Source organism: Mesorhizobium sp. L48C026A00 (assembly GCF_000502375.1).
GTDB lineage: Bacteria > Pseudomonadota > Alphaproteobacteria > Rhizobiales > Rhizobiaceae > Mesorhizobium > Mesorhizobium muleiense.
On the sequence record NZ_AYWU01000035.1, the window covers coordinates 1 to 25,480 of the forward strand.

General features: G+C 59.9%; 29 protein-coding genes, 1 tRNA gene and 4 pseudogenes. 13 read left to right on the forward strand and 21 right to left on the reverse strand.

The window, feature by feature from the left end; all coding sequences use genetic code 11:
* Positions 1-315 (reverse strand): annotated as a pseudogene (locus tag X738_RS0144040) (Ppx/GppA family phosphatase); the annotation flags it as partial.
* Between the two features lie 374 nt (positions 316-689).
* Between X738_RS0144040 and X738_RS75770 the strand changes: the two are divergent.
* The 3 genes from X738_RS75770 to X738_RS85410 all read left to right on the forward strand — a co-directional run bounded on the left by X738_RS75770 (position 690) and on the right by X738_RS85410 (position 2,399).
* Positions 690-1,622: a lysylphosphatidylglycerol synthase domain-containing protein gene (locus X738_RS75770; protein WP_023803148.1), complete on the forward strand. Its 933-nt coding sequence runs from the start codon at positions 690-692 to the stop codon at positions 1,620-1,622.
* Positions 1,623-1,762: 140 nt separating this feature from the next.
* Positions 1,763-1,836 (forward strand) — tRNA-Gln (locus X738_RS75775).
* A gap of 413 nt (positions 1,837-2,249) precedes the next feature.
* Entirely contained in the window at positions 2,250-2,399 is a 150-nt protein-coding gene (locus X738_RS85410; protein ID WP_023803149.1) for a hypothetical protein, read from the forward strand.
* A 291-nt stretch (positions 2,400-2,690) separates the two neighbouring features.
* On the opposite strand, the gene X738_RS0144055 is transcribed toward X738_RS85410, so the two are convergent.
* The gene (locus X738_RS0144055) at positions 2,691-3,041 is read right to left on the reverse strand and encodes a hypothetical protein (protein ID WP_023803151.1); all 351 of its coding nucleotides are present in this window, start codon (positions 3,039-3,041) and stop codon (positions 2,691-2,693) included.
* Positions 3,042-3,268: 227 nt separating this feature from the next.
* On the opposite strand from X738_RS0144055, the pseudogene X738_RS75785 reads away from it, so the two are divergent.
* A pseudogene (locus X738_RS75785) lies at positions 3,269-3,400 on the forward strand (XRE family transcriptional regulator); the annotation flags it as partial.
* 548 nt (positions 3,401-3,948) lie between these two features.
* Here X738_RS75785 and X738_RS0144065 read toward each other — a convergent pair.
* From X738_RS0144065 to X738_RS85415, 5 genes and pseudogenes are all read right to left on the reverse strand, one after another.
* On the reverse strand, positions 3,949-4,611 hold the full coding sequence (locus X738_RS0144065) for a hypothetical protein (protein ID WP_031256712.1): 663 nt from the start codon (positions 4,609-4,611) through the stop codon (positions 3,949-3,951).
* A gap of 235 nt (positions 4,612-4,846) precedes the next feature.
* The gene (locus tag X738_RS75790) at positions 4,847-5,041 is read right to left on the reverse strand and encodes a hypothetical protein (protein WP_023803155.1); all 195 of its coding nucleotides are present in this window, start codon (positions 5,039-5,041) and stop codon (positions 4,847-4,849) included.
* 140 nt (positions 5,042-5,181) lie between these two features.
* Positions 5,182-6,022, reverse strand: a pseudogene (locus X738_RS75795) (ATP-dependent DNA ligase).
* 471 nt (positions 6,023-6,493) lie between these two features.
* Positions 6,494-6,712: a KTSC domain-containing protein gene (locus X738_RS75805; RefSeq protein WP_023803157.1), complete on the reverse strand. Its 219-nt coding sequence runs from the start codon at positions 6,710-6,712 to the stop codon at positions 6,494-6,496.
* Between the two features lie 88 nt (positions 6,713-6,800).
* Positions 6,801-6,986 (reverse strand): hypothetical protein, encoded by a 186-nt coding sequence (locus X738_RS85415; RefSeq protein WP_128170739.1) that lies wholly within the window; start codon positions 6,984-6,986, stop codon positions 6,801-6,803.
* 176 nt (positions 6,987-7,162) lie between these two features.
* On the opposite strand from X738_RS85415, the gene X738_RS75810 reads away from it, so the two are divergent.
* Positions 7,163-7,513, forward strand: coding sequence for a hypothetical protein (locus tag X738_RS75810; RefSeq protein ID WP_023803159.1), 351 nt, complete (start codon positions 7,163-7,165; stop codon positions 7,511-7,513).
* 106 nt (positions 7,514-7,619) lie between these two features.
* Here X738_RS75810 and X738_RS75815 read toward each other — a convergent pair whose 3' ends face one another.
* From X738_RS75815 to X738_RS86410, 4 genes are all read right to left on the reverse strand, one after another.
* Complete coding sequence (locus tag X738_RS75815) at positions 7,620-7,853, reverse strand: hypothetical protein (protein WP_023803160.1); 234 nt, start codon at positions 7,851-7,853, stop codon at positions 7,620-7,622.
* 231 nt (positions 7,854-8,084) lie between these two features.
* On the reverse strand, positions 8,085-8,384 hold the full coding sequence (locus X738_RS75820) for a DUF1236 domain-containing protein (protein ID WP_023803161.1): 300 nt from the start codon (positions 8,382-8,384) through the stop codon (positions 8,085-8,087).
* Between the two features lie 498 nt (positions 8,385-8,882).
* Entirely contained in the window at positions 8,883-9,701 is an 819-nt protein-coding gene (locus X738_RS86405) for a DUF982 domain-containing protein (protein ID WP_198032922.1), read from the reverse strand.
* A 1-nt stretch (position 9,702) separates the two neighbouring features.
* Positions 9,703-10,131 carry a hypothetical protein gene (locus X738_RS86410; protein WP_051407970.1) on the reverse strand — a complete coding sequence of 143 codons (429 nt, stop codon included), beginning with the start codon at positions 10,129-10,131 and terminating at the stop codon, positions 9,703-9,705.
* A 28-nt stretch (positions 10,132-10,159) separates the two neighbouring features.
* On the opposite strand from X738_RS86410, the gene X738_RS75830 reads away from it, so the two are divergent.
* A complete protein-coding gene (locus X738_RS75830) occupies positions 10,160-10,411 on the forward strand; it encodes a hypothetical protein (RefSeq protein WP_023803162.1) in 252 nt (83 codons plus the stop codon).
* Here X738_RS75830 and X738_RS75835 read toward each other — a convergent pair.
* From X738_RS75835 to X738_RS75850, 4 genes are all read right to left on the reverse strand, one after another.
* On the reverse strand, positions 10,408-10,755 hold the full coding sequence (locus X738_RS75835; RefSeq protein WP_023803163.1) for a hypothetical protein: 348 nt from the start codon (positions 10,753-10,755) through the stop codon (positions 10,408-10,410). The genes X738_RS75830 and X738_RS75835 overlap by 4 nt on opposite strands.
* Before the next feature lie 319 nt (positions 10,756-11,074).
* Positions 11,075-11,440: a low affinity iron permease family protein gene (locus X738_RS75840; protein WP_023803164.1), complete on the reverse strand. Its 366-nt coding sequence runs from the start codon at positions 11,438-11,440 to the stop codon at positions 11,075-11,077.
* 710 nt (positions 11,441-12,150) lie between these two features.
* Entirely contained in the window at positions 12,151-12,390 is a 240-nt protein-coding gene (locus tag X738_RS75845; RefSeq protein WP_023803165.1) for a hypothetical protein, read from the reverse strand.
* Positions 12,383-12,835, reverse strand: coding sequence for a hypothetical protein (locus X738_RS75850; RefSeq protein ID WP_023803166.1), 453 nt, complete (start codon positions 12,833-12,835; stop codon positions 12,383-12,385). Before X738_RS75850 ends, X738_RS75845 begins: the two co-directional genes overlap by 8 nt.
* 885 nt (positions 12,836-13,720) lie before the next feature.
* Here X738_RS75850 and X738_RS75855 point away from each other — a divergent pair.
* From X738_RS75855 to X738_RS75865, 4 genes are all read left to right on the forward strand, one after another.
* Positions 13,721-15,832, forward strand: a complete 2,112-nt coding sequence (locus X738_RS75855) for a catalase (RefSeq protein WP_023803167.1) — start codon at positions 13,721-13,723, stop codon at positions 15,830-15,832.
* Between the two features lie 20 nt (positions 15,833-15,852).
* Positions 15,853-16,347, forward strand: coding sequence for a hypothetical protein (locus X738_RS81320; RefSeq protein ID WP_023803168.1), 495 nt, complete (start codon positions 15,853-15,855; stop codon positions 16,345-16,347).
* A 126-nt stretch (positions 16,348-16,473) separates the two neighbouring features.
* Positions 16,474-17,082, forward strand: coding sequence for a cysteine hydrolase family protein (locus tag X738_RS75860; RefSeq protein WP_023803169.1), 609 nt, complete (start codon positions 16,474-16,476; stop codon positions 17,080-17,082).
* Positions 17,083-17,106: 24 nt separating this feature from the next.
* On the forward strand, positions 17,107-17,745 hold the full coding sequence (locus tag X738_RS75865) for a DUF6766 family protein (protein WP_023803170.1): 639 nt from the start codon (positions 17,107-17,109) through the stop codon (positions 17,743-17,745).
* Positions 17,746-17,769: 24 nt separating this feature from the next.
* Here the strand turns inward: X738_RS75865 and X738_RS75870 are convergent, their stop codons facing one another.
* From X738_RS75870 to X738_RS75890, 5 genes and pseudogenes are all read right to left on the reverse strand, one after another.
* Entirely contained in the window at positions 17,770-17,976 is a 207-nt protein-coding gene (locus X738_RS75870; RefSeq protein ID WP_023803171.1) for a KTSC domain-containing protein, read from the reverse strand.
* Positions 17,977-17,988: 12 nt separating this feature from the next.
* Complete coding sequence (locus X738_RS75875; protein ID WP_023803172.1) at positions 17,989-18,294, reverse strand: hypothetical protein; 306 nt, start codon at positions 18,292-18,294, stop codon at positions 17,989-17,991.
* A gap of 121 nt (positions 18,295-18,415) precedes the next feature.
* A complete protein-coding gene (locus tag X738_RS75880; RefSeq protein WP_023803173.1) occupies positions 18,416-19,561 on the reverse strand; it encodes an extracellular catalytic domain type 1 short-chain-length polyhydroxyalkanoate depolymerase in 1,146 nt (381 codons plus the stop codon).
* A gap of 150 nt (positions 19,562-19,711) precedes the next feature.
* Positions 19,712-20,637: pseudogene (locus X738_RS75885) on the reverse strand (hypothetical protein).
* 162 nt (positions 20,638-20,799) lie between these two features.
* Positions 20,800-21,294, reverse strand: a complete 495-nt coding sequence (locus tag X738_RS75890) for a YciE/YciF ferroxidase family protein (RefSeq protein WP_023803174.1) — start codon at positions 21,292-21,294, stop codon at positions 20,800-20,802.
* Between the two features lie 690 nt (positions 21,295-21,984).
* Here X738_RS75890 and X738_RS86420 point away from each other — a divergent pair.
* Positions 21,985-22,197 (forward strand): hypothetical protein, encoded by a 213-nt coding sequence (locus X738_RS86420; RefSeq protein WP_023803175.1) that lies wholly within the window; start codon positions 21,985-21,987, stop codon positions 22,195-22,197.
* Positions 22,198-22,408: 211 nt separating this feature from the next.
* Positions 22,409-23,533 (forward strand): YihY/virulence factor BrkB family protein, encoded by a 1,125-nt coding sequence (locus tag X738_RS75895; protein ID WP_023803176.1) that lies wholly within the window; start codon positions 22,409-22,411, stop codon positions 23,531-23,533.
* 258 nt (positions 23,534-23,791) lie between these two features.
* Here X738_RS75895 and X738_RS75900 read toward each other — a convergent pair whose 3' ends face one another.
* On the reverse strand, positions 23,792-23,938 hold the full coding sequence (locus tag X738_RS75900) for a hypothetical protein (RefSeq protein ID WP_156942722.1): 147 nt from the start codon (positions 23,936-23,938) through the stop codon (positions 23,792-23,794).
* Between the two features lie 329 nt (positions 23,939-24,267).
* On the opposite strand from X738_RS75900, the gene X738_RS75905 reads away from it, so the two are divergent.
* On the forward strand, positions 24,268-25,350 hold the full coding sequence (locus X738_RS75905; protein ID WP_023803178.1) for a sensor histidine kinase: 1,083 nt from the start codon (positions 24,268-24,270) through the stop codon (positions 25,348-25,350).
* Positions 25,351-25,480: the final 130 nt, after the last annotated feature.

Below are 25,480 nucleotides of genomic sequence, written 5' to 3' on the forward strand. Positions count from 1 at the left end.
GGCCGCGACGATCGCCGCGGGCGGGCGGCTGGCCGGAGCGCTGACAGCAGCAGACGCCACTCCGGCCGCAGCGAGGCGAGCGTCGTCGCGCGCAAAAACCTTGCGGCCGCGCCGGCGTTTGCGCCGCTTCCTGGTCTTGGCCTTCTGGCCATTCTGATGCTGGGACGCGTCGCCTGCCTGTCCGTGACCGGACCAAGGCTGCACCGGGCGGCCATTGTGCCGGCCGGTGGCTGGGCTTGCCTGGCCCGAAGGCGGCGGCGAAGCCCTGGACACGCCCACTTCCGGCGCGCCGGCGCCGGTGTCGTGGTCTTCCACTTCAGTTCCTTCCGGCGCCGCGCGAACCGGAGACCGGACGCAGCAGGCGCTTTCATATGTTCCAAGTTGCCACCAGACTAGCAGCGCCGGGCCGGATCACCAAGAGCGCAGGGGTCGAATTTGTCGGCGGCATTGTCTCGCCGCTCCGCTCGGCCCGATGATGGCGGGACAGCGCCCCCCTCTGTCCTGCCGGACAGAGGGGGGCGCGAAGGATCGCCAGCCTTTCCTTCTCCCGCAGCAGCGCCTTGCCGGTTGAATAGCCGGCTTCGATAAGGCATTTCTGAAATGGCGGGTATGAAACATTCGAAATCGCGGGCAGTTTTCCTGACGCGAACCGAACGGGCAACGGGGCTGCAACGCATGATCGTCACGCCATGAACTGGAGGCGTTATTTCTGGCCGGTCGTCGGCGTTGCGGCGGTCGTCTTCTCGCTATGGCTGCTGCTGCACGAGCTGCGCGGCATCTCGCTCGACGACGTCTGGGACGGCATCGTCGCCATCCCTGCCCGCGGCTGGGTGCTCGCCGCGCTGAGCTCGGTCATCGCCTATGCGTCGCTGGCCGGCTACGATCACATCGCGCTCCTGCATATCGGCAAGAAAGTGTCGCGGCTGTTCGTCACCCTGTGCTCCTTCACCACCTACGCGCTGTCGCACAATATCGGCGGCTCGGTATTTTCAGGCGCGGTGATCCGCTACCGCGCTTACGGAACCAGAGGGCTGACCGGACAGGACGTCGGCATTCTGGTGGCGATCTGCTGGATTACCTTCGTGCTGTCGACGGTGTTGGTTTCAGGCATCGTGCTGGTGCTCGCGCCGGAGATCGTCGACCGTTTTTCCGGCACGCCGCATCATCGGCTTTCGCAGGCGGCGGGGCTCGCGATGCTGCTCGTGGTGGCGGCCTATGTCTTCGGCAGCTGGCTGCATCTCAGGCCATTGAAGATCGGAAGCTTCCAGGTCCATTATCCGGCGCTGCCGATCGTCGCGCGGCAATTGCTGATCGGCCCGATCGAGCTGCTGGCGGCGGCGGCGATCATCTTCTTCGCCCTGCCCGAAGCTGGCAATCCCGGATACTTCGTCGTGCTCGGCGTCTTCCTGATGTCGTTCTCGGTCGCCCAGATCTCGCATGCGCCGGGCGGGCTCGGCGTGTTCGAGGTCGTCTTCCTGGCCGGCCTGTCGCATATGGACCCGGTCGGCGTGCTGGCAGCACTGCTGGTGTTCCGGCTGTTCTACCTGATCATCCCGCTGGTGATGGCGCTCGGCGTCGTGCTGTATTTCGAGCACTCGCAGCTCGGGCGAAGGGAGAATTGAGGGGCGGCTTTGAACCACGCCCTTATGAAATGTGCCGATTGAAATGCCTTCGGCAGGCTTGACTATTTTCCGACGGCGGCTACAAGGCACGCGCGGCGCCATCGTCGCCCTGCCGCGTGGTTTTCAACAGCCGCGCCTGCTGGGGAATAGGTTAACGGTAGACCCACGGACTCTGACTCCGTTAGTCCTGGTTCGAATCCAGGTTCCCCAGCCAACAGTTTCCGCAATTAAATCAGCCCCTTATGCAGAACAATCGCGACCGAAACGTGTCTCATGGGTTTTCCTGCCCTGTAGCGCGCAAACCTTTGCATTCCGGGCATGTCCCGCCCCGTCCCTTTCTGTCCATGCAACACGATTGCAACACGGATCAGCCAATTTGTTCCCGCCATGTTCCTAGAGAGCGCGCCTTCGCCGGTGCCAATTGCGGTGCCAATTCTTTTCCTGCGACTGTCGGCAGGTCCGTGCGACAATCCCGCCGGGGAATCAACGCGGGATTTCATACATGACGAAACTGAGCACTCTCAAACGCCGATGATGGACAGCGATAGCGCGGCTGCATTAGTTTACCACGATCTCAAAACGTCTCAGCGCGCGACTTTCCAGGTTGCCGCCGAGTGAGGTCGTTGGTTGACCGCGTCGCTGGTGCTAGTCCATTCTGGTGCGCTGTTCGGCATGTTTTCGTTGCTGAACAATCCAGCCAGCCAACCTGCGACGCTGGAAGCACTCAAAGCCCCGGTCTGGTGCTTCGTGGCTGGCCTTCTGCTGGCGCTGGCATAGGGTTTCTTCGCTTGGATCAACTGGTCGATGCACTCGTTCAATTACGCGTCCTCGGCACGATACGATATGCTATGGACGCTGAGAAGTGGATCGATCCTCCACCCTTCCAAAGGGCGTTGGACATCACGAACTGGGGCAGCATCGCTTGCGGTTTGCTTTCTGCCCTATCCATTGCGGCGGGCGCGGCTTTGATCCTGCATGGGGACTATCTAGCTGCAATATTCGGAATTTGATCCCGCCCATAGACCGCCACCGTGAGGGCAGCGGAGTCTCTGGGCTCAGTTGGGCGTGTTAGAACCAGCGCTCCCGGCGCTGGTCGCCGGCCACAAGAACAAGGCCCAACAGCAAGCCTACAGCCGCGCCCAGCATGAAGGCGGACGATAGCGTGCCAGGATTTTCTTGAACGACACCGGAAGCAGTAGACGCCCTTTTGCGAAGTGCTTGCGTTGTCCGAGACACGCTATCGGCCGCGCCCTCATACCAACCAGTAGCTTCCTCGACCACCTCTTCAGCGTGCTCCGCGAGCGTCCGATTGATCTTGTTGATCTCGCGTTTCAGTTGCGCAACTTGCTTCTCCAAGGCCTCCTGCGCTTCGCGCTGCGTCTCCGTCGGCTTTGCGTCTTCGTTTGGGTCGTCGGCCATTGTGATGATCTCCGTTTTGGGTGGGGGCTCAACGGCCGCCGCCGCGTATGGTTCCTCAGCGACAAAAAGCCCGCCACCTTGAAGGCAGCGGGCTAGCAGCGGCAGAGTTTGCCGCCCGTCAGTGACGCTCTGCCGGTGCTTCGAGAAACTCCATGAAGTTCTCAACCACCTTGTCGATCGGCATTGACCGCGCATTGCATCCGCGAAGAATGGCGGGCGGCGATCTTGACAATTTTGAAGCTGGGAAGCGGGCGCCGTATGACCGCACTCTGCTTGACCTTCAGGCAGCGCTCGAATGGGCCGGCGTCGAGTTCATCCCCGAGAACGGCGGCGGCGCCGGTGTGAGGTTGCGGAAATGAAGACCAGGCGGCGCAAAAGATTTTGGGATCGAGCGAGAATGCGCCGGCTCTCCTCCATGACGGATCGCATCTCCGCAATCGTGGCCCGCGTGGCATCAACCTGCAACCGCGACCTCTCTACGTACACGTTATCGATTTGCCACGGGTCCATTGCCGTAACTCACTGCGACTAGCGTTTTCGAGGCGACTAGCGTTTTCGAGTTAGAAATCGGGCTTCCCGCATAAGTGACGGCCAGTCGGACCCCAGAAGAGCGATAAGCTCGCGAGCCTGCTCTTCGGTTATATTCGCCTCTTTAACCAAGCGCTGAACGACAGAGTCGTCAGGGGCCCCGCTGGGTGTTCTGTCCCTATCGTCAGCCATCGGAAAAAATCCTTAGGTAGCATAACGCGACCATTTGGACTGAGTTCCTCCACAATGACTTCCGCGATCACGGGATTACTCGGATCTCTCCAAGCTCGGTAGTATCAAGGCGGCGGACGCCAATCCGCTAGGCCGGCGCCCGACAAGGCAATCTACCCCAACGCCCCCCAAGTGGCGCCGGCCACTTTCAGCCCCCTCGTTCGAAAGTTGGCTTCCAGTCGCGATTGCGCGCCCGCTGCTGGCCTTCGTAGAAGAACACCTGCCGTCGATCACCACCGGCAGCCTTGCAGTTTGAGCAGATAAAGAGCCCGACCAGGTCGTCATGCATCGGGCCGTGGTCACGGCCGAGCCTGTCAATCAGCGCCTGGATGTCGAGCTTCGTCGATTTGCAACACATCGGGTGCGCACAATTGACATAGATGGTCTCGCGGGCGGCCAGGGTGTCGGCGAGGGCCTTTTTGGGCATGGCGATCTCCGTTGAGGGCTCGCCGCAACGGGGAGGAATATAATCCTGAAAACGAGGGCGTCGGCAATAGGGGACGCCAACTCTTTGACATTGGGTTGATATTAGCTCAGGGGCCTCATTTCTTTCGGCCGGACTCTTTGCAACCTTCTCGCTATCGTGTGCGGCAACGGCGCGGCGTCTTGAAGCATCCATATCGATCATTGGCTGTCCGCGCTTGGCGCCGACCAACCGAAGCTGCGGAAAGCGAACAACTTGAATAACAAAATCACTCTGTATGGTCAGATCATCGACCAACACACCACCGAACCGAATGACCTTGCCGAGCGCGATCGCCTCGTCCAGCAGATGCGCGAACTCAACACGTTTCGCAATCGTGTCGTTCACGGTCCGTGGAGCGTATACCTCGGAGAAAAGAAGGCTTGGCAGAAACTCTCAGTCAACCGGCAAAATGCAACACACCAATTCTTTGAGGTGACTGCCGATGTAATTCGGGCGGCTGCTAGCGACCTCGCGAAATCCAGGTAGAGGCGTCTCACTTTGCCTTTGGCTTTCTAGTACCGAAAAAGGCATAGCAATGAGCGTGGCAGGCGACGAAAGACTAACGGCTGGGTAGCTCTGGCTACTTGCGCACGATCCATTCCAGCAAGTCAGGATCGACGTCATCGCTCCCGGTAAAGTCGCTGATCAAAAGCGCGGCAACCGACCGCCATTTGTCTTCGGGGATATTCTCTTCGATCACGGTTTTTATGAAGGCGCTGCGCAGGATATCGCAGTCAAAAACCGATACCTGGGCGCCTGCCTGGGCTTTCGCCATCTCAGCCCTCCTGCCTCTAGGGCGGAAGCACTGCCATCTCCCAAGCGTCCGCGGTGCCTCTATTCGGTACGGACGACGTTGGGATTGTACGCTTTATTGCGAATTTCGCGAGTCCGGCCTCGCTCAATCTGGCGCGGCCTTCAATCCTCTTCCCGGAAATCCTGCAGCGATGCGTGCCGAAGATCCTCCTCGCACCTTAGATGCTTCACGCGGGCCTTGATGCCCCGGCTTGACCCAGTGCGTTGCCGGCCGCTTTGGCATATCCTTGGGCGGTGGCCCGGCATGTTCCTGCACGCGCTTCCACAACCGCTCCCGCATCTCGCGGTTGACGCTCACGAACGCACTGCCGACATATTTCCGGGTGCCTGGCTCAGCCATCAGAGCAAACGCCGGCTTGCCCCTCTCGCGTTCGACGCCGAGAAGTTCAAACTCGCTTTCGGTGAAGGATTTTGTCTTCAGCCAATTGGTGGTCGGGCCGCTGCGATATTTGCTGTCTCGGCGCTTCGATACCATCCCCTCCAGGCCGGCCGCGTCGATCAGATGATAGATCGCATTAGCCTCGCCTGGCATCGTCTCGCTGAACCGGATTCGACTATCAGACCCTATAAGGCCGGCCAGGATTTCCCGCCGATCCTCAAGTGCCATGTCGCGCAAGTCGTGGCCGTTAAGATGCAGCAGATCGAACGCGACGAAATAGAGGTCGTGCTGGCGCCTCGTGATTGCCTTGCGCAGCGCGGCAAAATCCGAAAGGCCAGCGTCATTTAAGACGACGACTTCGCCGTCGATGATGGCGTTCTGTACGTTGAGACCTTTGGCTGCCTCGACCAGGTCGCGGTACTTCGATGTCCAGTCTAGGCCGCGGCGGGTGAAGATCCGAGCGCCGCCGGCGTCGATGATGATTTGGGAGCGGTAGCCATCGAATTTGGCTTCATGCATCCAGTCGTCGCCTTGGGGCGGCTTGGCGACCAAGGTAGGCATCATCGGAGGAATGAACTCTAGCCGGCCGGGCCCGGCACTCACTGGTTTACGCACGAATTCGAGTTTAGGTCCGTCCGATCTGGCGGCTAGGGGAACGGAACGTGACCATTTTACTAAATTAGTAATGATGCATGAAACGGCATATTATTCGTCCCAGCCGGCGGACACGGCCCATACCCCCGCCGGTTAGGCCCGACGGTCGGTTGCCTACCCCGCAGCGGCTGTCGGGCCGTCCCTATCACAGTTCGGGACAATCAACGTGGGCCGAGATAGAACCAACAACCCCGCAACCGGATCAAGGGCAAGCGCCACGGGCCGCCTGCGAAGGACGAAGCAGAGCATTTCGAGTTCTGCCCCGTGTGTGGCCAAACGTTCGACAAGCGAAACCTTGGCGAGGTGCTGCATCATTATCTCCCCGACCATGAGCCGTTGAAGCTCGATAGATAGGTGAGTTGGCTTTCGCATACGGCTGGGTCATCCAGAATTGTTGGCGGTCCCGACCAGGCGGTACCGGAATCGATTGCGGATGCGCTCGTTGAAGAAGCGGCCCTTGGCGAATGCGGCTCGGAACTCGGCGAAGGTCTCCGGCGGCACATCCTCAAACTGGTAGCATTTGCCGCTGGCCACGAACCACACCGAGAGGGTCCTACGATCCGGATCGTATTCCGTTTTGCTTATCGAGGTGGACGGCATGACGTTCACGCCTTGGTTCGGCGCGGAATTGTGGCCCCGTTGGTTCCCAGCACGGCAATTTTAAAGGTCGGCCAGATGACCCATGCAGCTAGGGGGTTTCGTCCCGACCAGCCTTACCAATCGCCTCAAGCAATGAAGCTAGAGTTGGCGGCAGTTCTGGTTCGACCTCCAGCCCAAGCAGCTTATGTACGTTACGACGATTGTCTTCGGTGCCGATCAATTCGCGAACGGCATCGGCAAGGGTCTTATGGCCCGCTGCGTCACGCTTTGCCATGTCTGCATGTCCCAACCCCGCCCGAGCCGCAACTCGCAGGTCACGGAATGGTTCCGTTAGGGGGAATGTTTGGGACCTAGTGGTCAAAATCCAACGCTTGGTACCCATACCGGCGATTGCCAGAGTGTCCCTGTGTCGGGGTGGAGAGCGGACGTTTCTAGCGGTATTGTTTCCGCATGCTGATGCTCGCTGCTGTGCTCGATCTTGCCTTCGCCGCCTTCCATCTAGGATTTTGGCGGCTTTTCGGATGGCCGGCCCGGCTGAAGGGTTCGGGCAACCTAAACGCAGCAATCACTCAAACTCTGAATGTCATGCTGACGTTCACCTTTGTGTCTTACGGCGCAACATTGCTTTGGCTTTGGTACCGGGGGCTAATTTGGCCGCCACTTCTGTTTTTCGGAGCCGCTTTCTGGGCCATTCGCTTGGCTGCACAGTTCGCGCTGTTCGATATGCGGCATTGGCAATCCAAGCTGATCTCGACAGTCTTCGCCGTCTCGGCTTCTGCCCATGCCCTCGCAGGGTTATAGGAGGCAGAACAGTAAATGTCGGCTTCTGGTCGCTTTCGGACGAAAGCACTCCGGGTACCAAGCGTTAAATTTTGACCAACAGGGCCACGCATGTCGACCATCAATCTTAATCAGATTGTTGTGTCCGCTCTGCCAACGCAAAAGCCTGCAAGTTCCTCGATTTGCCAATGGCTTGGTCAGCGTTCGCAATGATCGAGAAGAACGCAGCGCGAGCGATGTCCTTTTTTGACGCGTCCGGATGCTCCTTTTTTGCAGCCTTTAGGAGCTGTTTTGGTGTCATCTCTGGCGTCACTACCCGCATCAGCGTATCGCTAATCGCCTGCAATTCGGTCGGGTTCATAAGAGCATCCTCAATAATGGCCTGCTGGCTTAGTCTTATCTAAAGGTGTCTTCTCTGTGTCGTAGCGCTGGGGCAATCGGACCAACAACGAAGGCACGGGCTTGTCCTCATCCGGCGATACGGCGCCTTGTTGGCAACCCGAACCATTGTCCCCAGATCGCGTTCCTCCAGAAAAGAGAAAAGCCCGCCGCACCCTTTCGGCACGGCGGGCGGTCTTCCCAGTCGCTTACGTCATTCGATGATCTTGATGATCTTGCGTGTGCCTGGGTCAACGACAACGGTCCGGTTGTCGACGACAACGGTGCGGTATTTGGTGTTGGGGACTTCATGAAGTTCGACAGTCTCGGGCAGGGTTGAGCCGATATTGAGCTCCACTCCAGGGATTTTCACCGATGCGAGCGGCTGCTTTTTGACGTATTCCCTAATGACCGTCTCCTGTTCAGGCTCGATGACTACGTCCTGAGCGGCAGCGGCACCGAGGCCCGCCAGCAGCAGAAATCCCGCGGCTGCAGTGGAAAGATGCATTCTCATAAGTGCCTCCTTTGTGTAGCTCTGTTCCGCTGAACGCGTCTTCGCGCCAGACTTAACAAACCCCAGCCAGCTGCATTTGTTCCCCAAAAGTCCCTCAAGGCTGATGCGCGACAGGACCTAGGTCTCGCCTGTTTTGGCATAATAGGCCGGACATAGCGCCACCCGGAACCGCCGCTGCGCATAGTCGTTGATCCCTGCAAGTTCACGGGAAGGAGCCCATGGAAAATAGTGTCCACCAAGCTCGCTGGTTACTCGCTCCAGTCTTCACAGCACATTCCTTGCGATTGGAATAATCGTTAGTTAGGGATCGTTCTAGGAAAGACCGGACTTGACGATTGGACGGAGCGACGAACTGATATCTGCGCAGCTAAGTTAAGTCCCCTTCCTGCGCTGATAAAGGACCACCCGCCATTCCTCGATTTGGCGGGTGGTCCGTGCGGCTGACCAAGTCCGCTCAGGAGGCCTGTCAGCGGTTTAAGGTCGCGAGGCAGCATCACCTCACAGCAGGTCTTCGGCAACCCCGTCGAATTTCCTGAGGCCTATGCTTGGAGGCTTTCGCTTAAGAAGCCCCTGTTCACTTGCGGCCGCCCTGAAGGCATCGAACGCGGCTTGTTGGGTGCAGTGTCCAGCCAGGCATTCCTCGATCATTCGAATTGCTTCAAGTCGGGATGGCTTGTCCATGAATGGCCATGGTTGCTGAAGCGCCGTCTCAGCATCGGGGATCGACGCAATCAGCATCGATCTGTCATTCAGGTAGATTGTAATCGGAATAAACGCCGGCATCTTTGTCGCTCGCCAGGATTGAAGGCGGCTAAACGCGAAGACAAGGCAGTGGTTGCATCGTTGTGAATTCCGAGCGCCGCTGTCCGATACGGAGGGACGATGGCGGACGAAGACGATGACTATGAACCGGTCCAAGCGAGAATTATCGGCATCGACCACCCTCTGAACGCGAGGATGATCCTGCGGCGTGTGTTTCCAGCCCTTCGTGATGGATTCCGCCCTCACCGCGCCCTTGGCGATCGCCTGCTGAAATGCGATGTCTTTCGAAGCTCCAAGCGCGGCAAACGTCTCGTGCAGTCCAATCGTGTCGGCGCGGAGCTTCAAAAGGCTGTCGGAATATCGGCCAATGATCCGCGCCACCAGGTTGGTAGGGATTGGTTTACCATCTCGGATCGCAGTTGTGATCGTGCGGTCGAAACGTTTGTCGCGTCGCTTCCGATTCAGATAGGCCCGCAACTGGTCGGGCTCGCCGGAAAGCAGTTCATCGCGGGCTCGGGCAACATAGTCGCTCTGAACTGTGGTGAGCCCGATCACCCTACCTCCTCCGCGGCCAGTCACCCTGTTGACGCGGCCTACTACCTCCAATGCGGCCCTCGTTGGTGACCAGTTGCGCCGAGTGCTCGCGCAACCAGGTCTCAGCCGTAAGATTGCGCGCATCCCAACGAAGAACGACCTGAAGGCCGCTCGGATCGCGCAGCGCCGGCATCTGTTCGACCGTGGCGACACCGCCGCCGTTGTAGGCCTGCCGGATGGCTTCTTCCAGCGGCCGAAACGCGGCCTCGTCGAGGTTCATGGCTGCAATGGCGTCCTTGACGTCGCCGCGCTCCAAGCTCTCCACCACACGGCGCAGAACGATGTTGGAGCGGATGTCGTCGATCGCCTCGAAAAACGCGGTCCGCAGCATCGGCTCATAGGTCGAGACAAGCTGTTCGAAACGATCACGGGGGGATAGGCGTTTGAGCATTCGTTCCGGACCTTAAAAGGAGACTGGTATGGATGTCTTGGCCCATCATTCGACGGAGCTTGTGGTGCTTCGCATCGCACTCATGGCAATTGCATCAATGGTTGCTGAGCAATCGGATGACCCAGATCGGGCATTGGCTGACATGGAAGAGCGGGCACTGTCCACGTTCGATCATATGGAGATCGATTTTTCCGGTTTCGAAGGGGACATCGCTGTTGCCAAGTCTCACATGCGGTCGTCGCTGGCGTCGCTCTTTTCTGGGATATCGCTCCGCGGCTAACCTGCCACGAAAGCGATATACGCGACCGGCGGGCCGGCCGGCGGGATCGGCCGTAGGTCCTTCATGACCAACTCGACGCGGTCGATGACGAGTGTGTCCGTCATGGCGGAGACGATCGAGGGTACTGCGAAAGTGATCTGGTTGTCGGTCGCCACAGTGAGGGTGCCGTCGACGTATTTCTGAGAAACGCGGCGCATCACCGCATCGAGTGGATATACCGTCGTCACTGGCTCGCCCGGTATCCATGGCGTCGACGGATCTGGCGGCGCTGTGACCGTGCGGGTTAGCATGACAACGCCCTGCTTGAACTCGCCGAGCATCTCGCTCGCGAACTCCTGATGCATCTCGTCATAAAAACCGGGCCATCAGACGACCAGAATATCGGGCAGGCCATACATCGCGCCGATCAGCGGCGCCAACAGCCCGTCTATGATGGTCGAGACGCATCCGGGGCAAAAATGTTGCCGCTGTCGCCGGGGTCAAAGAACTCCCGCTCGATGCCCTCAATACCTTCAGAGTCGAAGCGGTGTGTTTGCGGACTCTGACGCGCTAAGGCTTTCGTACTCCAGCAGCCATTCTACTTCGGCTTTAATCTCAGCTCGGGTCATGCGGCCTTCCGCTTCTGCGCTTCCCGCGGCCAGTGCTTGGCAGCCGCTGGCGTAATTAGGCGCCAGGGACTCCCTCGTGCTTAGCTTCTTGATCAGCCGCCGCTGCTTCCAATTCAAGCCGCGCCAAATGGGCTTTGATCTCCTCAGGCTCGGCGTGCTCCAGCCCGACGACATTGTTCCTCGTTTCCTTCAATGCAACGATGATCTCGTCGAGCTTCGCATGGATGGCAGCGGTGTCGCGGTAACCCTGGATCAGTACGACCCCGGTAATCACTATCGCAGCTACAGAAAGCGCATAGGTGATTACGTTTGTTAGCCCAAACGGAACCATCGCAGTGCAGGCTATCATCGCGGCGAGCAGCACATAGAAGCCGGGCGGACGGGACAGAAAGTCGGCGATCACAAAGAGAAATCGGTTCATGCGAATCCCCAATAAACCACGTAATCCCGATTGGGGCGGCATTTCGGGTGCTCGTCAATGGCGCAAATCACACAGCTTCATTGCGCCGCCTCGCCTCTTGCTGGCATCGGCGCTCATTGCGCTTGGCAGCCCAAGAGAAGTCGTCATGTTCCGATGAAAGGATCTTGGCGAACGCCCCGTCGGCGATCCACGAATTCAGCTGTCCCGTTCGCCTGCATCTTCCGTGATCGTAGCCGAAACACCCCTGATTTCATGATGCAACAGCCTGATTTCGGCGCTTTCGCTATTGAGGCCCTGCGGGCGAGAATGATCGCGATTTGCTGCAAAGCCCGGTTTTTTCTATCCCGTCCGGTGTTCGGGTGGATGCCCTCCACCTTGAAGCACCAGCTGCGGAATGACTTGCCGCCGACCTTGGATCTGGCCCGGGCGAGGACGCTCGGCGTTCCTTCTCATTGCCAACGGCGAGCAGCCATTCGTTGCAGCGCCTCGAGTTCGCTGATCTCTTGTCCCGACGGCAGGGTGCCGATCCGGTTCCAGAACGCCCTTCGCTCCTACGCTAGCGGGTCTGCCTTAGGGTCGAGCTTGTCGCCCACCTCTTTGCAGCTTATCGGTGTATGTGTGAACATAGGGCAGCTGCTGGGCCGGCCGGCCGGACATGTTCATGGCTGGCGCGCTCGATCTCGGCCGCGCGGATGAAGCGCTCCGCGATTTCACCGATGTTCATGGCGCGCCTCTTTTTCCTGGCTGTTCTGCTCCTCGCCGCCGTCCGTCCGGTTGATTGTCACCGTGCACGTAATCAGGGTGTTCCAGTCCGGGCCGTGTTCAATGACGTTATGGAGCTCGGAAATTTCTTCCAAAAAGTGCTCGATCGTGATGGGGCCGTTCTGGTGGTCGTAGACGAGAACAGCTTTCCAGCGCTTGTCGCCATGAAGCGATACGACGTTACTCATGCCGAATTTCTCCTGCGGTCATCGAACAAATCCGGCTGGATGCTCGCGGGCCAAATGCCTTGACCACCCGCTCGTATAGCATACCGACAAATGCAAATATTAGTGGCACGAGGCCGCGCAGATCCTGGGCAATGAACTGCAGCTCGCCGAGCGGGCAAACATCCCACATCGTCAGCCAGTCGCCGGCGCGGCGCTCGAGTATCTCAGGGCACGCCCGCACCATGTCGGATGCGGCCCAAAATAGAACCTCGTCTAGTTGGCCCTTGTTGTTGTCGGTCTCGGCCAAGGTCGAAAGCACCAGGCGCAAGTGCCCTTCCCCGTGCCGACGTATGATGCGAGCCAGCGTCTTGACCGCGCGCGCCTCTCCCGGCTCCGGATAGCGATGCCGGTCGACAATCTTGATGCCGAGCTCATCACATAGGGCTTGGACGCGCGGGTCGGTCAAAGCATCCCCGCTTCCTGAGCGCATGTTGCACCGTCGACGGATCACGATTGAACAGCAACCCTATCTGCCCCCTAGGCAAGCTAGGCTTCAGCACCATCACGGCGCACATGGCCGCGTCTCGCGTTGCCACGATACTATACTGACGCGACGGTCCTCTCACCTCGGCATACGTGCAGCCGTGCATGGCATACGTGCAGCCATGCATGCGGGCCACGAGGTCGATGACATGCCGAGCCGTCACCAGCTTCACCACCGTTGCAAATCTCAGGCGTGGCCCCTGGAGCGGGTTCTGGCTTCGGCGGCTTAGGAAACGGCGCAGACCTTCATGCCCGCACCTTCCTGCGCTCGACGGCCACCTGCTTACCTTTGACAATGTCGGAGAACGCTTAAAAAGGACGCTCACAACGGAACACGAAATCCGCCGCATCCCGGGTGACTACTTAGTTGTTGCCTTGTCGGTTTTTCTTCGGTTTCGCTACCAATGCAGCAGGAGGAGCGGTTTCAGCCTTAAGTCGTTGCTCTCGCAGCCGAGCAGTCTTTGCATCTCGTGCTGCGCGCTCAATGTCTGTTAATGCCCTTGCAGCATCCGACGTGCGCTCCTGCCTATTGTATTTTTCTTGATGGGTTAAGCCCTTGTCTTTCCCGCATTTCCTGTCCTCGATCTGAGGTATGCGCTCTGTTGGCGACCCGAACGATCGTCGCGAGATCGTGTTCCCCCAGACAACGAAAAAGCCCGCGCCTCTGGCGGAGCGCGGGCCCGATGTTCCGGCAGCCGAGTGCTATTCTTCGAAATGCGGGCCACGTGACACCCACCAGGAACTTAAGTGGGTGTCCCAGCATTGAGGGAGACCTGAAGCCGCCCCCTCCTTTTCAAGGAATTCAAGCATGGCCAAGACAACCAGACAGTCGTCGGGCAAGCCCGCGACGATCCATGATCAAAAGCTCGTGCGGGGGAACGGAGGCGAGCTTCACCAGATCGCCGAAGGCGACAGCGAGATCCTGACGACCGCCCAAGGCGGCCCAGTGGCCGATGACCAGAATACTTTAAGGATTGGCCAGCGCGGACCGTCACTAATCGAAGACTTCCACTTCCGTGAGAAGATTTTTCATTTCGATCACGAGCGCATTCCCGAGCGCGTCGTGCATGCACGCGGCTATGGCGCGCACGGCTTCTTCGAGACCTATGAATCGCTAGCGGCTTACACCCGCGCGGATATCTTCCAGCGTGCCGGCGAGAAGACGCCGGCCTTCGTGCGGTTCTCCACGGTGGCCGGTTCGAAGGGCTCGTTCGACCTGGCGCGGGACGTGCGTGGGTTCGCCGTCAAATTCTACACCAACGAAGGCAATTGGGATCTCGTCGGCAACAGCATCCCAGTTTTCTTTATTCAGGACGCAATCAAGTTTCCCGACGTCATTCATTCAGTGAAGCCGGAGCCTGATCGTGCCTTCCCGCAGGCGCAATCGGCACACGACAATTTCTGGGACTTCATCAGCCTGACGCCCGAATCGATGCATATGGTCATGTGGGTCATGTCGGATCGGGCGATACCTCGGTCCTTCCGGTTCATGCAGGGCTTCGGCGTTCACACGTTCCGGCTGGTCAATGCGAAGGACGAATCTACCTTCGTCAAATTCATCTGGAAACCGAAGCTCGGCATGCAGTCGGTCGTTTGGAACGAAGCGGTCAAGATCAACGGCGCTGACCCCGATTTTCATCGACGCGACCTTTGGAATGCCATCCAGTCTGGTGATTTCCCGGAATGGGAGCTCAACCTCCAGCTCTTCGATCAGGACTTCGCGGACAGTTTTGACTTCGACGTTCTGGATCCGACCAAGATCATTCCGGAAGAAATCCTCGCGCCGGTCCCGGTCGGCCGCTTGGTGCTCGATCGTATGCCCGACAATTTCTTCGCCGAAACCGAGCAGGTCGCGTTCATGACGCAGAACGTACCGCCCGGCGTCGACTTTTCCAACGATCCCCTGCTGCAGGGTCGAAACTTCTCCTACCTGGACACGCAACTGAAGCGTCTCGGCAGCCCCAATTTCACCCATATCCCGATCAACGCACCCAAATGCCCGTTCCACCACTTCCAGCAGGATGGCCTCATGGCGATGCGCAATCCGGTCGGCCGCGTGAACTACCAGCCGAATTCATTCGGCGAAGGCCCGCGGGAATCGCCGCAGCACGGTTTCCGGTCGTTCGCCGAGGCCGAGGAATGCCAGAAAGTCCGTCTGCGCGCAGAGAGCTTCGCCGACCACTACAGCCAGGCGCGACAGTTCTTCAACAGTCAGACCGCGCCTGAGCAGAAGCATATCGCCATGGCGCTGTCCTTCGAGCTCTCCAAGGTCGAGACAACGGTTATCCGCGAGCGCATGGTGTCGCATCTCCTCAACATTGATGAAGGCTTGGCAGAAACTGTCGCTGACAAGCTTGGCATGAAGCAATTGCCCAAGCCCGCGGATGCGGCGGTCGCGCCGAGGGACGATCTCGAACCATCGCCGGCGCTCAGCATCATCCGGAACGGGCCTCACAGTTTTGCTGGCCGCAAGGTCGGTGTGCTTGTCAGTCCCGGCGCCGATGCAGCGCTGCTGAAGAACCTCCAGGCAGCGATCGAGAAGGAAGGCGCAGTGATGGAGGTCATAGCGCCCAAGGTGGGCGGCGTCGAGGCGGCGGATGGAAGTCTCATCGCTGCAAAGCACATGATCGACGGCGGGCCATCGGTCCTGTTCGACGCAGTAGCGCTGATCCTCTCCGAGGAAGGAGCGGAGCGCCTGACGGGCGAGGCCGCCGCGCGCGATTTCGTTGCCGACGCTTTTGCTCATTGCAAATTCATCGGCTTCACGTCGGGCGCCGTCCCGCTGCTGCAGAAGGCCGGCGTCGATCCGGAAGCCGATGAAGGCATGATTGGTCTCGATGATCCCAAGGCGATTACCGGTTTTATCGAGGGCTGCCGCAAGCTGCGTCTCTGGAGGCGGGAAATGGCCGTCAAACTCTAGCGATGGTGACGGAGTTTCTCATGCAGATCATTCGAACCGAAGTTACCCAGGCAACCGCCCCGACCGGACAGCCCATCCTGCGCGTGATCTTCTGCGGCGAAGGCGGTGACTGCGTTGCCGTCGACCTGGCACGCGTTGTCGGCGGAAACAACGAGGCCGCTATCAATCGAGCGAAGGCGGTCCTGGTCCAGATCGCGACCTTCGATTTGGCTGTGAACGACTATGATGCCCGAAGCAATGGCAATTTTGACGAAGTCGCCGTCACAGCGGCGAATGACGAAAACGGCGGGCTCCATATCTTCGAGTATCGGCGGACGCGGCCGTCAGGTTCTTCCCTCCAGGATGCCAAGTTTAGAGGCTGCGCGGGAGGAAGCGGTTCGATGCGCTATCGATCTTCTGGTGTCGACCTTCAGCCGGGCACGGACGATCTTCAGGTTGGCTCGTGCGCCTGCGCGACGAGAACGGCGAACTGCTGTACGCCATCGACGTGCAGGAGGCGCAAGCGGCCCGCCTGACAAGACCATGAACCGGCAACGGCTAAAGGCGGATTGGCAGAGATGCGAGGCTACGGCGGGACCTCCCGGGCTACGCCCGCGCTCAGATAGAGACTATGCATCACCCCACCGCGGCCGCGGCTGATCATGGCCGCCCTAGGCCTGGTACACGGTCCGCTTGGTGAGAATTCCCTACATCTTTGCGTTGACATGCAGCGCCTGTTCGCGCCGGGCGGGCCTTGGGCCGTGCCGTGGGCGCAAAACGTGCTGCCGGTCATCGAGGAATTGACCGCAAGACATCCGCAGCAAACGCTGTTCACACGTTTTGTTCCGGCCGCTCGGCCTGGCGAAGGACCGGGCATGTGGGCGCGGTATTATCAGCGTTGGGCCGAGGTCACCCTTGCCAACATCGATGCCGGCCTCGTCGATCTGATGCCTTCTCTGGCGCGGTTCGTGCCGCCGGCAAAAACGCTCGACAAGCATGTCTATTCGCCGTGGACTGAAGGCCGGCTCGACGCGATGCTCAATGGGTCAGGGATCGACACGCTGGTCATCACCGGCGGCGAAACCGACGTCTGCGTGCTTGCCACGGTCCTCGGCGCCATCGACCGTGGTTTTCGTGTCGTCCTTGCGACCGATGCCATCTGCAGTTCGGTTGACCAGACGCATGAGGCACTGTTGGAGCTCTACCGCTCTCGCTTCAGCGAGCAAGTCGAGGCGGTGATGATCGAAGAGGTTCTGGAGAACTGGCGTTAGCCGGAGCTGCCGAGGGAGACGACCATGAAAAGTTTTTTCCGGGACAATGGACTGACGATCGCCCTGCTGGCGATGTTCTTGTTCAGTGTAATTGGCATGATCTGGTCGGGTCATACGGCCTACAATGAAGAGCTTCAGAACCACGGTTCGGCATCGATTGGGCTGCTCTCCTATCTTGCGAGCGGCGACTTCCTCTCGGCGCTGTTCGAGAACTGGGAAAGCGAATTCCTGCAGATGTCGGCCTATGTCATGCTGACTGCAATGCTGTTCCAGCGCGGTTCCGCCGAGTCTCGTGATCCCGATGATCCCAACCGGCCCGAGGACGAACTTCCGACCGCCACCCGCAGGCGCAACCCGATCCTGTCGTGGCTCTATTCATACTCGCTGGGCTTGGCGCTGGCCCTGCTGTTCATCATCTCATTTGCCTTGCATTGGTGGGCGAGCCTGGCGGCCGCGAACGAGGAGGCGCTTCGGCACGGCGGCGAGGTTCAATCCCTGGGAGACTATCTTCTCGACGCCCAGCTATGGTTCGAGTCCTTTCAGAACTGGCAGTCGGAATTCATGTCGACGGCCGTCCTGGTCCTGCTGTCGATTTTCCTACGCCACAAGGGCTCCCCGGAATCAAAGCCAGCCGGCGCGTCAAACTCCGAAACCGGCGCATGAGTCTCCGCGTGCAGGCAACGCTCGCTATGCTTCGGCAATGGGGGGGTGCCGGCAACGGTCGCGAAAGTGGTCGTTGAAGAACCGGCCCTTTATGAAGGCGTTTCGGAACGCCGCATAGGTCTCCGGCGGCACAGCCTCGTAGTCATAACGCGTGCCGCTCGCGACGAACCACACCGAGAGAACCCTTGTCTCCGGATCGTACTCGGTCTTGCGGATTAACGTTGATGGCATGATATCGGCGCTCTATAGGAGCGCCATTGGCATGTAGCGGGCGATCACCGTGTCCTGCCGGAACCGCCGTTCTAGCTCGGCGCGCCGTTTGCGCCAGTCCGGCAGATCGACATCATCCACCATCACTTCGAAGATGACGATTTCATCTGTGCTGGACTGCTCGCCATCCTGCCACTGACCTTCCGCGGGCGCCTGCAGGTAGGCTGTGACGCCGTCGAAACGGCTGGCCAGGTCTTCCTTCACACGGTCGAAATCTTCCCGGCCAAATGGGCGACCGGTGTTGTCCGCGCGGGGAAGCAGGATCTGGACGAGGTGCATGGCGACCGCTCAATGAAAAGCGGTCACCGATTCCAAAGAACGACGCGTTCCCTTGCCTGGTCGGAGCCGCTTGACCTTCGCGGGCCGGCGAGACAGTCGGCGAGCGATTCGCGCCGTCCGCCTAGCGCATCAGGCCCGCCGCCCGCAGGGCATCTTCAATGATCTTCTTCACGCCGGGCTGGCGCGATTGATGGATGGCAGTCGGCTGCGGGGGCTTCGTCTTCGCATTTTGTATACTTGGCGCCGGTGACTGGGGTAGTTGCCGTTGGCTGGCGGGCAATTGCGGCCTCGATTTCCGGGAGGCGCTATCCTCGGTTGCCGCGATCTCCCAAAACTGCGCGATCTCGCGTGTGGAGGCGATGCCGACATCAAGCATATAAGGTCCCGGAGCGCCGAGGCCGTTGCCGAGCGGCGTGCCGTGGCCCATCCCGGCGATCATGTTGATTTCGATCAAGGCATCTCCCGCCCCGTTACGCCAGACCTGCTTTGCGTGCGGTCCGGCAGCTTCCCGACGCGTCGGCGCTTTCTCAAGCCGGTGGACTCCCCGCCACTGGCCTGCGATCGCTTCCGCGTTGGAAGGCGAAACCGTGTGGTCAGCGGCACCGTGCCAAATCGAAATCCTCGGCCACGGTCCCCGATGATCCGATGCGCCGCGGAGGGCCCGTTGCAGATCCTGTTCCGAAGGACCGCCGTGGCCGCGCATGCGATCGAAGGCCTCCGGGATTGTCGTTGCGCTGCCGTAGGGCAGGCCGGCAATTAACGCACCGCCGGCAAACACTTCCGGATAGGTCGCCAGCATGGCCGCTGCCATTGCGCCTCCGGCCGAGAGGCCGGTGATGAAGATTCGCCTTCGGTCGAGACCGTGGGTGACGACCATCGTCTCGATCATCTGGCGAATCGAAAGCGCCTCGCCCGAACCACGCTTGGTGTCGCCAGGCTGGAACCAGTTGAAACAGAGGTTCGGATTGTTGCCGCGTTGCTGTTCGGGAAAGAGCAGCGCGAAGCCAGCCTCGTCGGCGAGTTGGGACCAGCCGGAATGATGGTCATAGCCGGCCGCGTTCTGGGTGCAGCCATGCAGCACGACGACGAGCGGGGTGCCCTTGGATAGGTCATTGGGAATGTAGAACTTCGCTTCCAACCCGCCAGGATTGATACCGAAGTCGGCCAGCGTCCGGAGGTGGTCTGACGCACCGAGGTCGGCGGGATGTGCGGCATGTCGCGCCTGCAGCGCGGCAAGGCGGGCGATGGTGTCAGAGATTTTTCGCAATGGAGCCGTCCCTGTTGTGACGCCCGGAATGGACGGCCATCCGTGCAACGCACGTGCAGCAATATCGTTGCTGCGTTGCACAAAAACAAGGGAGCGCGGCGGGAGAATGGAGTTCGGCCGATCCTCTCGGTCGGCCTGGAGTAGACGTCTTCAGCTTCGACTGGCTGTGAGATGGAGCGCGTCTTCTTCGTCGTCGCGCTGCTTGCCGCCTAACGCTGCCGCTGCGCTGGCGATGAACGCACCGATCATGAGAGAAAGCGCGCCAACCAGCGCGAAGCTGGCGCCGGCTTTTCTAGCTGTGTCGGCTGCTTCCTGTGCTTGGACTTTGGCCGCCTCGACCTGAGCAAGCACCGCATCAACCCGGGCAGTAGCATCCGCTTGCGACAAGCAGTCCGAGCGGCCACGAGTTGGCCCAGATAAGTCTTGTCGTCGGCCGAGACTTCGCCGGCCGCCGCTTTCGTAATGAGGATGCGGGAGGCTTGTGCGGCTGCTGTCGCATCGCCCTCCGCGCCCGGCGCCGCCAGCCTGGAAGGATCGTTCGGGCGGAACAGCGCATCGACGAAATACGACGCCGCGCCGCTGCCTCCGTCTTTCCCGGCGTTTGCGGTCGCCCCTGCCGAGGCACCCATTGCTGCTCCCGAGGCCACTGTCGAGGCCGCCTTGACGCCGGTGCCGATTGCCGCGGACAGCGCCGAACCGAGCACGAACACGACCAGAAGCGTCGCCAGCGCCCAGGCCATGAATCCGTGCGCGGTATCCCGGAAGAACGTCTCGTCCGTATGAATGCCGACCCATTTGGTGCGAAGGCGCCCGGTCAGGTAACCCCCGAGCCCGGATGACAACCATTGCACGATGACCAGCCAGATCGCAGTGGACACAGCGAAGGTGGTGACGCTGGCGCTTTCGTTGGACCATGGAGACACCATCGTGAGCCCGAGGCCGGACCCGAGAAGCATCAGGATGAACGTCAGGGTCGAGGCAGCGAAGGCGCCGGCGATGATCGGTCCCCAGTTGACTCCGGATGACCAGGACTCGACCGGCGCGGCGCCGTCGGTCGCCAGGATGGTTGATGCCATGGATTCCTCCTACCGCATGAACAGCGCGAGAAGGATGATGATCGGAATAGGAACTCCGAGCAGCCAGAGTAGAATTCCACGACCCATGATTGCCTCCTATCGAAAGACGGATGTTGGAACTAAAATAGCCACCCCAACACAGTTGGGGTGGCTGGTGTGTGATCAGGCGGCCTTGGCCATTTCGTTGGCCGAGGCGTCCGCCAATCCGGTGAGCGCCTCTGTCATAGACTCTTCGCCGAGCGTCTGTTCGATCAGCTTGGCGGCGTCGCTCACGCCCAAAACCTCGGCCCAGCGCTTCAGCGTGCCATAGCGGGTGATCTCGTAGTGCTCGACAGCCTGGGCAGCGGAGATCAGACCGGCGTCCAGTGCGGGAGTTCCCTTGAACTCCTCCATAATCTCCTCGCCCTCCTCGATGATGCCGTCGATCGCGGGACACGTCTTGCCCTGTGCCCGCTTGCCAAGGAGCTCGAAAACCTGCTGCAGGCGCTCGACATGACCGTCGGTTTCGTCCTTGTGCTTCTCGAAGGCTGCCTTCAGATCGGCCGATGAGGGGGCGCGCGCCATCTTGGGAAGCGCCTTCAGGATCTTCTTTTCCGCGTAATAGATATCTTTGAGCGTATCGAGGAAGAGATCATCCAATGTCTTTTCTTTCGCCATGGCGGATTTCCTTTTGGTTCCAGCGTTTTTTGTTGTCGCTCACGGGGTTGTGAAACGCATGCTCAAAGCGCACAACGCCGGAAAGGTTCCCTTGAGACGTTTCGCTGCACGTCACTGTGACTTCGTGGGGTCAACCCCTGGTTCAATTCACTTCCCGCTCCGCCAGGCATTTCGCTATCGAGGATCGCATCCTGCTCTGATACTTGGCGTCTCTATCTGTCGAGCTTCTTGAGAATATTTTTGTCGGCGCAGCCATGAACGAGCGCGCCTGACCTTGGGGATGCTGCTCGCCAAAGTCGCCGGCGGCGAGACCAGCCCTTCCACCTAAAAGAATTCTCTGCGAGAACGATGCCTCCCGCCAATCGTGACACCGCCTGGCCTCCGATCCGGTTGCTCCTGGCGGCCAACAATGCCCACGGCGAAATAGACGTCCGGTCGTTTTTCGAATTGGCGCGCTGGGGAAGACCGAGGAACAACGTCCAGCGGTGGCGTGGTGGGCGCTCGCCGTCGCTTTCGCACAGGTAGTTGTGAATGTCGGTTGCAGCGACCGCTGCGTGCCCGAATGCGACCGCGAGCTGGTTGAAAGACACAGGAGGCGAATGGGCTTCGCTTTGGATAGTGAGGGCGCATCGCCTGGCTTGATCCGGCGACGCGAGTCCGACGGCGAGGGATATCTATGAGGAAGCCTGGATGATCAGACCGCCAAGACGACAGGGCGAATACGCGGATCGGGAGATCGATTGCCAAGAGGCCATGGAGCCCGGCTTTCAGGCTATCGTCGGTTGCATGCTGGAGCGGCTGGACGCCAAGAGGCACCAGCTCCCGACCGCCCACGCCCAGAATCCCCGCCGGCCGGCCGCGCCAAAGTTAAAACGCAATCAGCCGACCACCACGATTGGCTGAGATGGTAGAAAGCTGGTTATTCTGATTGGTCGCTCGAACAAGCCACTGAGGTCCTGGGCAGGGCAGTATCGCTATCACATGAACTCGTCGCATGGGGTGGCGCAGTATTTCTGCAGACGGCGGATGTTTGTTTGCGGGCGCAGGTCTGCACCTGCATCCTTTGGCGCTTTCATACGTTTGCCCGCGAAGAAGATGCTCCGGGCCGGCAGCCATGTCGAAAAAAACAACCGACGACGCTTACGAAGATCAAGTGCAGCTTGAGCGGCGGGCCAGACGGCAGGGCCGCGGACGCAATGCCGAATGGCCGTCAGAGATCCCCAGCCGTGGCTGGAAAGACGTGCTGTGGCGGGTCTTTGCTGAAGTAAACGAGGACCGTGTTATGCTGATCGCGGCCGGGGCCGCATTCTATCTGCTCCTTGCCCTCTTTCCAGCGCTTGCCGCGTTCGTGTCCATCTACGGTTTTGTCGCCGATCCTCAGACCATCGCTGAGCACATTGCGTTCCTTGGCGGCGTACTGCCTTCGAGCGGTCTGGATATTATCAGATCTCAGCTTGCGTCCTTGGCCGCTCAGAAGACTGGCGCGCTCAGCTTCGGCTTCATGTTCGGCCTTGCCGTCGCATTGTGGAGCGCCAGTAACGGCATCAAGACGCTATTCGAAGCCATGAACATCGCCTACGAGGAGAGTGAAAAGCGCGGTTTTATCCATCTGAATCTTCTGGCCTTGGGCTTCACACTTGGCGCCATCCTCATCGGTATCGGCTTTATCGTCTCGGTGGGGATCGTGCCGGCCATGCTTGCGCTGCTGAACCTCGGCGGTTGGACCGAAGCCCTTGTGCGGATCTTTCGGTGGCCGATGATGCTGATCATGGTCGGCCTCGGGATCACGCTGATCTACCGCTACGGCCCCAGCCGCGAAAGGGCAAAGTGGCAATGGGCGACATGGGGCGCCTTCCTCGCGGCTGGGGTGTGGATCGCAGTCTCGATAGGGTTTTCCTATTATCTTGAGAACTTCGCCGACTACAACGCGACGTATGGAGCCCTGGGGGCAGTCATCGGCTTGATGATGTGGACCTGGATCTCTGTGATTGTCCTGATTGTGGGGGCGGAGCTGAATGCCGAGATGGAGCACCAGACAGCCAAGGACACCACCACAGGTGCGCAGCAGCCGATGGGTGCGCGAGGTGCCACGGTCGCCGACACGCTGGGCGGATCGGCCGATGCNACCACAGGTGCGCAGCAGCCGATGGGTGCGCGAGGTGCCACGGTCGCCGACACGCTGGGCGGATCGGCCGATGCCACCAACCAGCAGTCGCGTTCGGGCGAGCACAACACCTAATGCGCAGATCTCGTGAGATCTCCGCGCAACTTCGCTTGGCGCAGATCACTGACATCGGCATTGGCGACGAAGTTGCAAAGACCTTGGGCAATGACAAGTCAGATCAGCGAGCAAATGAATACCTTCAGGCGCAGTCTCCATCCTGCTCAGGTTCGGCGAATGGCAAGCGCGACAGTGGCAGAGAACGGCGGCACATCAAGTTTCAGCCATGTCGGAATTCGCTTGCCATTCCCCCGTTTGCCTGCCGGCCGCGGTATCCTAGGCGATGACCCGATAGGTCCCGCGAGCCAACCCGGGCAACTCCAAGGCGGCCGGAACCGGCAGCATACCGTTTCGCCCGATCGTGTCGCGGCGAAGCAGCCAGACCTGGATGAGCACATGCGGGGTGCGGTTTGGCCACCGCATGCCGCCACCGGCGCCGCCGCTGCCAGGTGAGCCCATTGCAAATGGCGGAAATATTCTGTCGGCAGTTCCGGCGACGTGCAGATCGTCAATTTCGATTGGCAGAGACGGGATTTTGGCACAACGCTGTTGGAAAAAAGGTCATGGCCGTGCAAAGTGACGCAAGGTTGACTGAACTCTCAGCAAGACGGCCTGTGTTGCCCATGGCTCTGCCGCTCCGTGACGCGGGCTCGTCCTACTCCTGACATCGCGCAGCCGCTTCCAGCGTTGTCGGTGTCGAGCAAAGTGCATGACTGAGACTGAGGCTCCCACGCAAAGCACAGGCGACCAAGATGACATCAGATTCAGACAAGGCTGAGGCAGTTGAGCAATTGCTCGATACACCGGACCTTGCCACCGCGCTGGAAAGCGAGCAGTTCAAAAAATTTCTTGACCAGGTGCCGATCGCTATCGCCGTGTCGGACTTAGGCGCGAAGGAGCGCGTCGTCTATGCTAATCCAGAATTCGAAAAAGTGTCAGGCCTGAAGGCAGCCGAGCTTACCCGGCAAAACTGGGGAGCACTTTCCGGCATTGGCATCCACCAGCAGAAGGGCCGGCCTCTGCCCGAGGCCTTGGTCGAGGAAACCGATTTCGTCGGCACTTTCCGGCTGGAGCCCGTCGGGGCCAACCCGGCTCTTGTCGACGTTTATTCAAACATCATCGTGGACGATAACGGCACGAACTGCTTCCGACTGGTGGCTCTGGTCGACGTCTCATCCCATGGCGAATCTGAAGAAGCGCGCTTGGTGGAGGAGCGCGTCCGTGAGAAGGACACCCTGTTGCGCGAACTGCAGCACCGGGTGAAGAACAACTTACAGATGATCACCGCATTGATCCGTTTAGAAACCCGTAACGCGACCGAGCCCGACCAGAAAAGATTTGAGAGGCTCGCCGGCCGCGTCGACGCTCTGGCGATCCTCTACCAGACGCTATCGGCAGACGAGCAGAAGGATGAGGTCGATCTCGGCGTTTATCTTAGCCAGATCGCCTCCGCGGTGATGGGGTCGCATGCAGTTGAGGGGATCCGCCTCGACATGAAGGTGGATACCTATCCGGTATCGATCAACGTCGCCATGCCAACGGGACTGGTCGTGAACGAATTGCTCACAAATGCACTCAAGCATGCATTCCAAGGGCGTGAAGGCGGGACGATAAAGCTGCACAGCATCGCCGATGGCGACGGCTGCCTGGTGATAGTTGCGGACGACGGTATCGGCCTGCCGGAAGGGGAGATATGGCCCAAGCCCGGCAAGCTCGGCGCGCTGATCGCGCGCTCGCTGACAGAGAACGCCAAGGCAAAGTTCAACGTCGCCTCGAGCGCCAGCGAAGGGACGAAGGTCACCATCGTCTTCACGCGATCGGCGGCAGCAAGCTGACAATTGCCAGAGGGCGGATGCTTCATGCTCCCGGCCTTTCCACCGCGGCCCCGGGGCGCTGTGCTTGGCACATTCACGTCGCCGTTCTTCAGGTATGCCGTACCCGGCGCGGCAAGAACGCCGCGTCGAT

What these genes read in the sequence shown, in the direction of transcription:
- X738_RS75770 (WP_023803148.1), top strand. Translation starts at nt 690, where the DNA reads ATGAACTGGAGGCGTTATTTCTGGCCGGTCGTCGGCGTTGCGGCGGTC.
- X738_RS0144055 (WP_023803151.1), bottom strand. Translation starts at nt 3,041, where the DNA reads ATGGCCGACGACCCAAACGAAGACGCAAAGCCGACGGAGACGCAGCGC.
- X738_RS75790 (WP_023803155.1), bottom strand. Translation starts at nt 5,041, where the DNA reads ATGGCGAAAGCCCAGGCAGGCGCCCAGGTATCGGTTTTTGACTGCGAT.
- X738_RS75805 (WP_023803157.1), bottom strand. Translation starts at nt 6,712, where the DNA reads ATGCCGTCCACCTCGATAAGCAAAACGGAATACGATCCGGATCGTAGG.
- X738_RS85415 (WP_128170739.1), bottom strand. Translation starts at nt 6,986, where the DNA reads ATGGCAAAGCGTGACGCAGCGGGCCATAAGACCCTTGCCGATGCCGTT.
- X738_RS75810 (WP_023803159.1), top strand. Translation starts at nt 7,163, where the DNA reads ATGCTGATGCTCGCTGCTGTGCTCGATCTTGCCTTCGCCGCCTTCCAT.
- X738_RS75815 (WP_023803160.1), bottom strand. Translation starts at nt 7,853, where the DNA reads ATGAACCCGACCGAATTGCAGGCGATTAGCGATACGCTGATGCGGGTA.
- X738_RS75820 (WP_023803161.1), bottom strand. Translation starts at nt 8,384, where the DNA reads ATGAGAATGCATCTTTCCACTGCAGCCGCGGGATTTCTGCTGCTGGCG.
- X738_RS86410 (WP_051407970.1), bottom strand. Translation starts at nt 10,131, where the DNA reads ATGCTCAAACGCCTATCCCCCCGTGATCGTTTCGAACAGCTTGTCTCG.
- X738_RS75830 (WP_023803162.1), top strand. Translation starts at nt 10,160, where the DNA reads ATGGATGTCTTGGCCCATCATTCGACGGAGCTTGTGGTGCTTCGCATC.
- X738_RS75835 (WP_023803163.1), bottom strand. Translation starts at nt 10,755, where the DNA reads ATGCATCAGGAGTTCGCGAGCGAGATGCTCGGCGAGTTCAAGCAGGGC.
- X738_RS75840 (WP_023803164.1), bottom strand. Translation starts at nt 11,440, where the DNA reads ATGAACCGATTTCTCTTTGTGATCGCCGACTTTCTGTCCCGTCCGCCC.
- X738_RS75845 (WP_023803165.1), bottom strand. Translation starts at nt 12,390, where the DNA reads ATGAGTAACGTCGTATCGCTTCATGGCGACAAGCGCTGGAAAGCTGTT.
- X738_RS75855 (WP_023803167.1), top strand. Translation starts at nt 13,721, where the DNA reads ATGGCCAAGACAACCAGACAGTCGTCGGGCAAGCCCGCGACGATCCAT.
- X738_RS81320 (WP_023803168.1), top strand. Translation starts at nt 15,853, where the DNA reads ATGCAGATCATTCGAACCGAAGTTACCCAGGCAACCGCCCCGACCGGA.
- X738_RS75860 (WP_023803169.1), top strand. Translation starts at nt 16,474, where the DNA reads ATGGCCGCCCTAGGCCTGGTACACGGTCCGCTTGGTGAGAATTCCCTA.
- X738_RS75865 (WP_023803170.1), top strand. Translation starts at nt 17,107, where the DNA reads ATGAAAAGTTTTTTCCGGGACAATGGACTGACGATCGCCCTGCTGGCG.
- X738_RS75870 (WP_023803171.1), bottom strand. Translation starts at nt 17,976, where the DNA reads ATGCCATCAACGTTAATCCGCAAGACCGAGTACGATCCGGAGACAAGG.
- X738_RS75875 (WP_023803172.1), bottom strand. Translation starts at nt 18,294, where the DNA reads ATGCACCTCGTCCAGATCCTGCTTCCCCGCGCGGACAACACCGGTCGC.
- X738_RS75890 (WP_023803174.1), bottom strand. Translation starts at nt 21,294, where the DNA reads ATGGCGAAAGAAAAGACATTGGATGATCTCTTCCTCGATACGCTCAAA.
- X738_RS86420 (WP_023803175.1), top strand. Translation starts at nt 21,985, where the DNA reads ATGATCAGACCGCCAAGACGACAGGGCGAATACGCGGATCGGGAGATC.
- X738_RS75900 (WP_156942722.1), bottom strand. Translation starts at nt 23,938, where the DNA reads ATGCGGTGGCCAAACCGCACCCCGCATGTGCTCATCCAGGTCTGGCTG.
- X738_RS75905 (WP_023803178.1), top strand. Translation starts at nt 24,268, where the DNA reads ATGACATCAGATTCAGACAAGGCTGAGGCAGTTGAGCAATTGCTCGAT.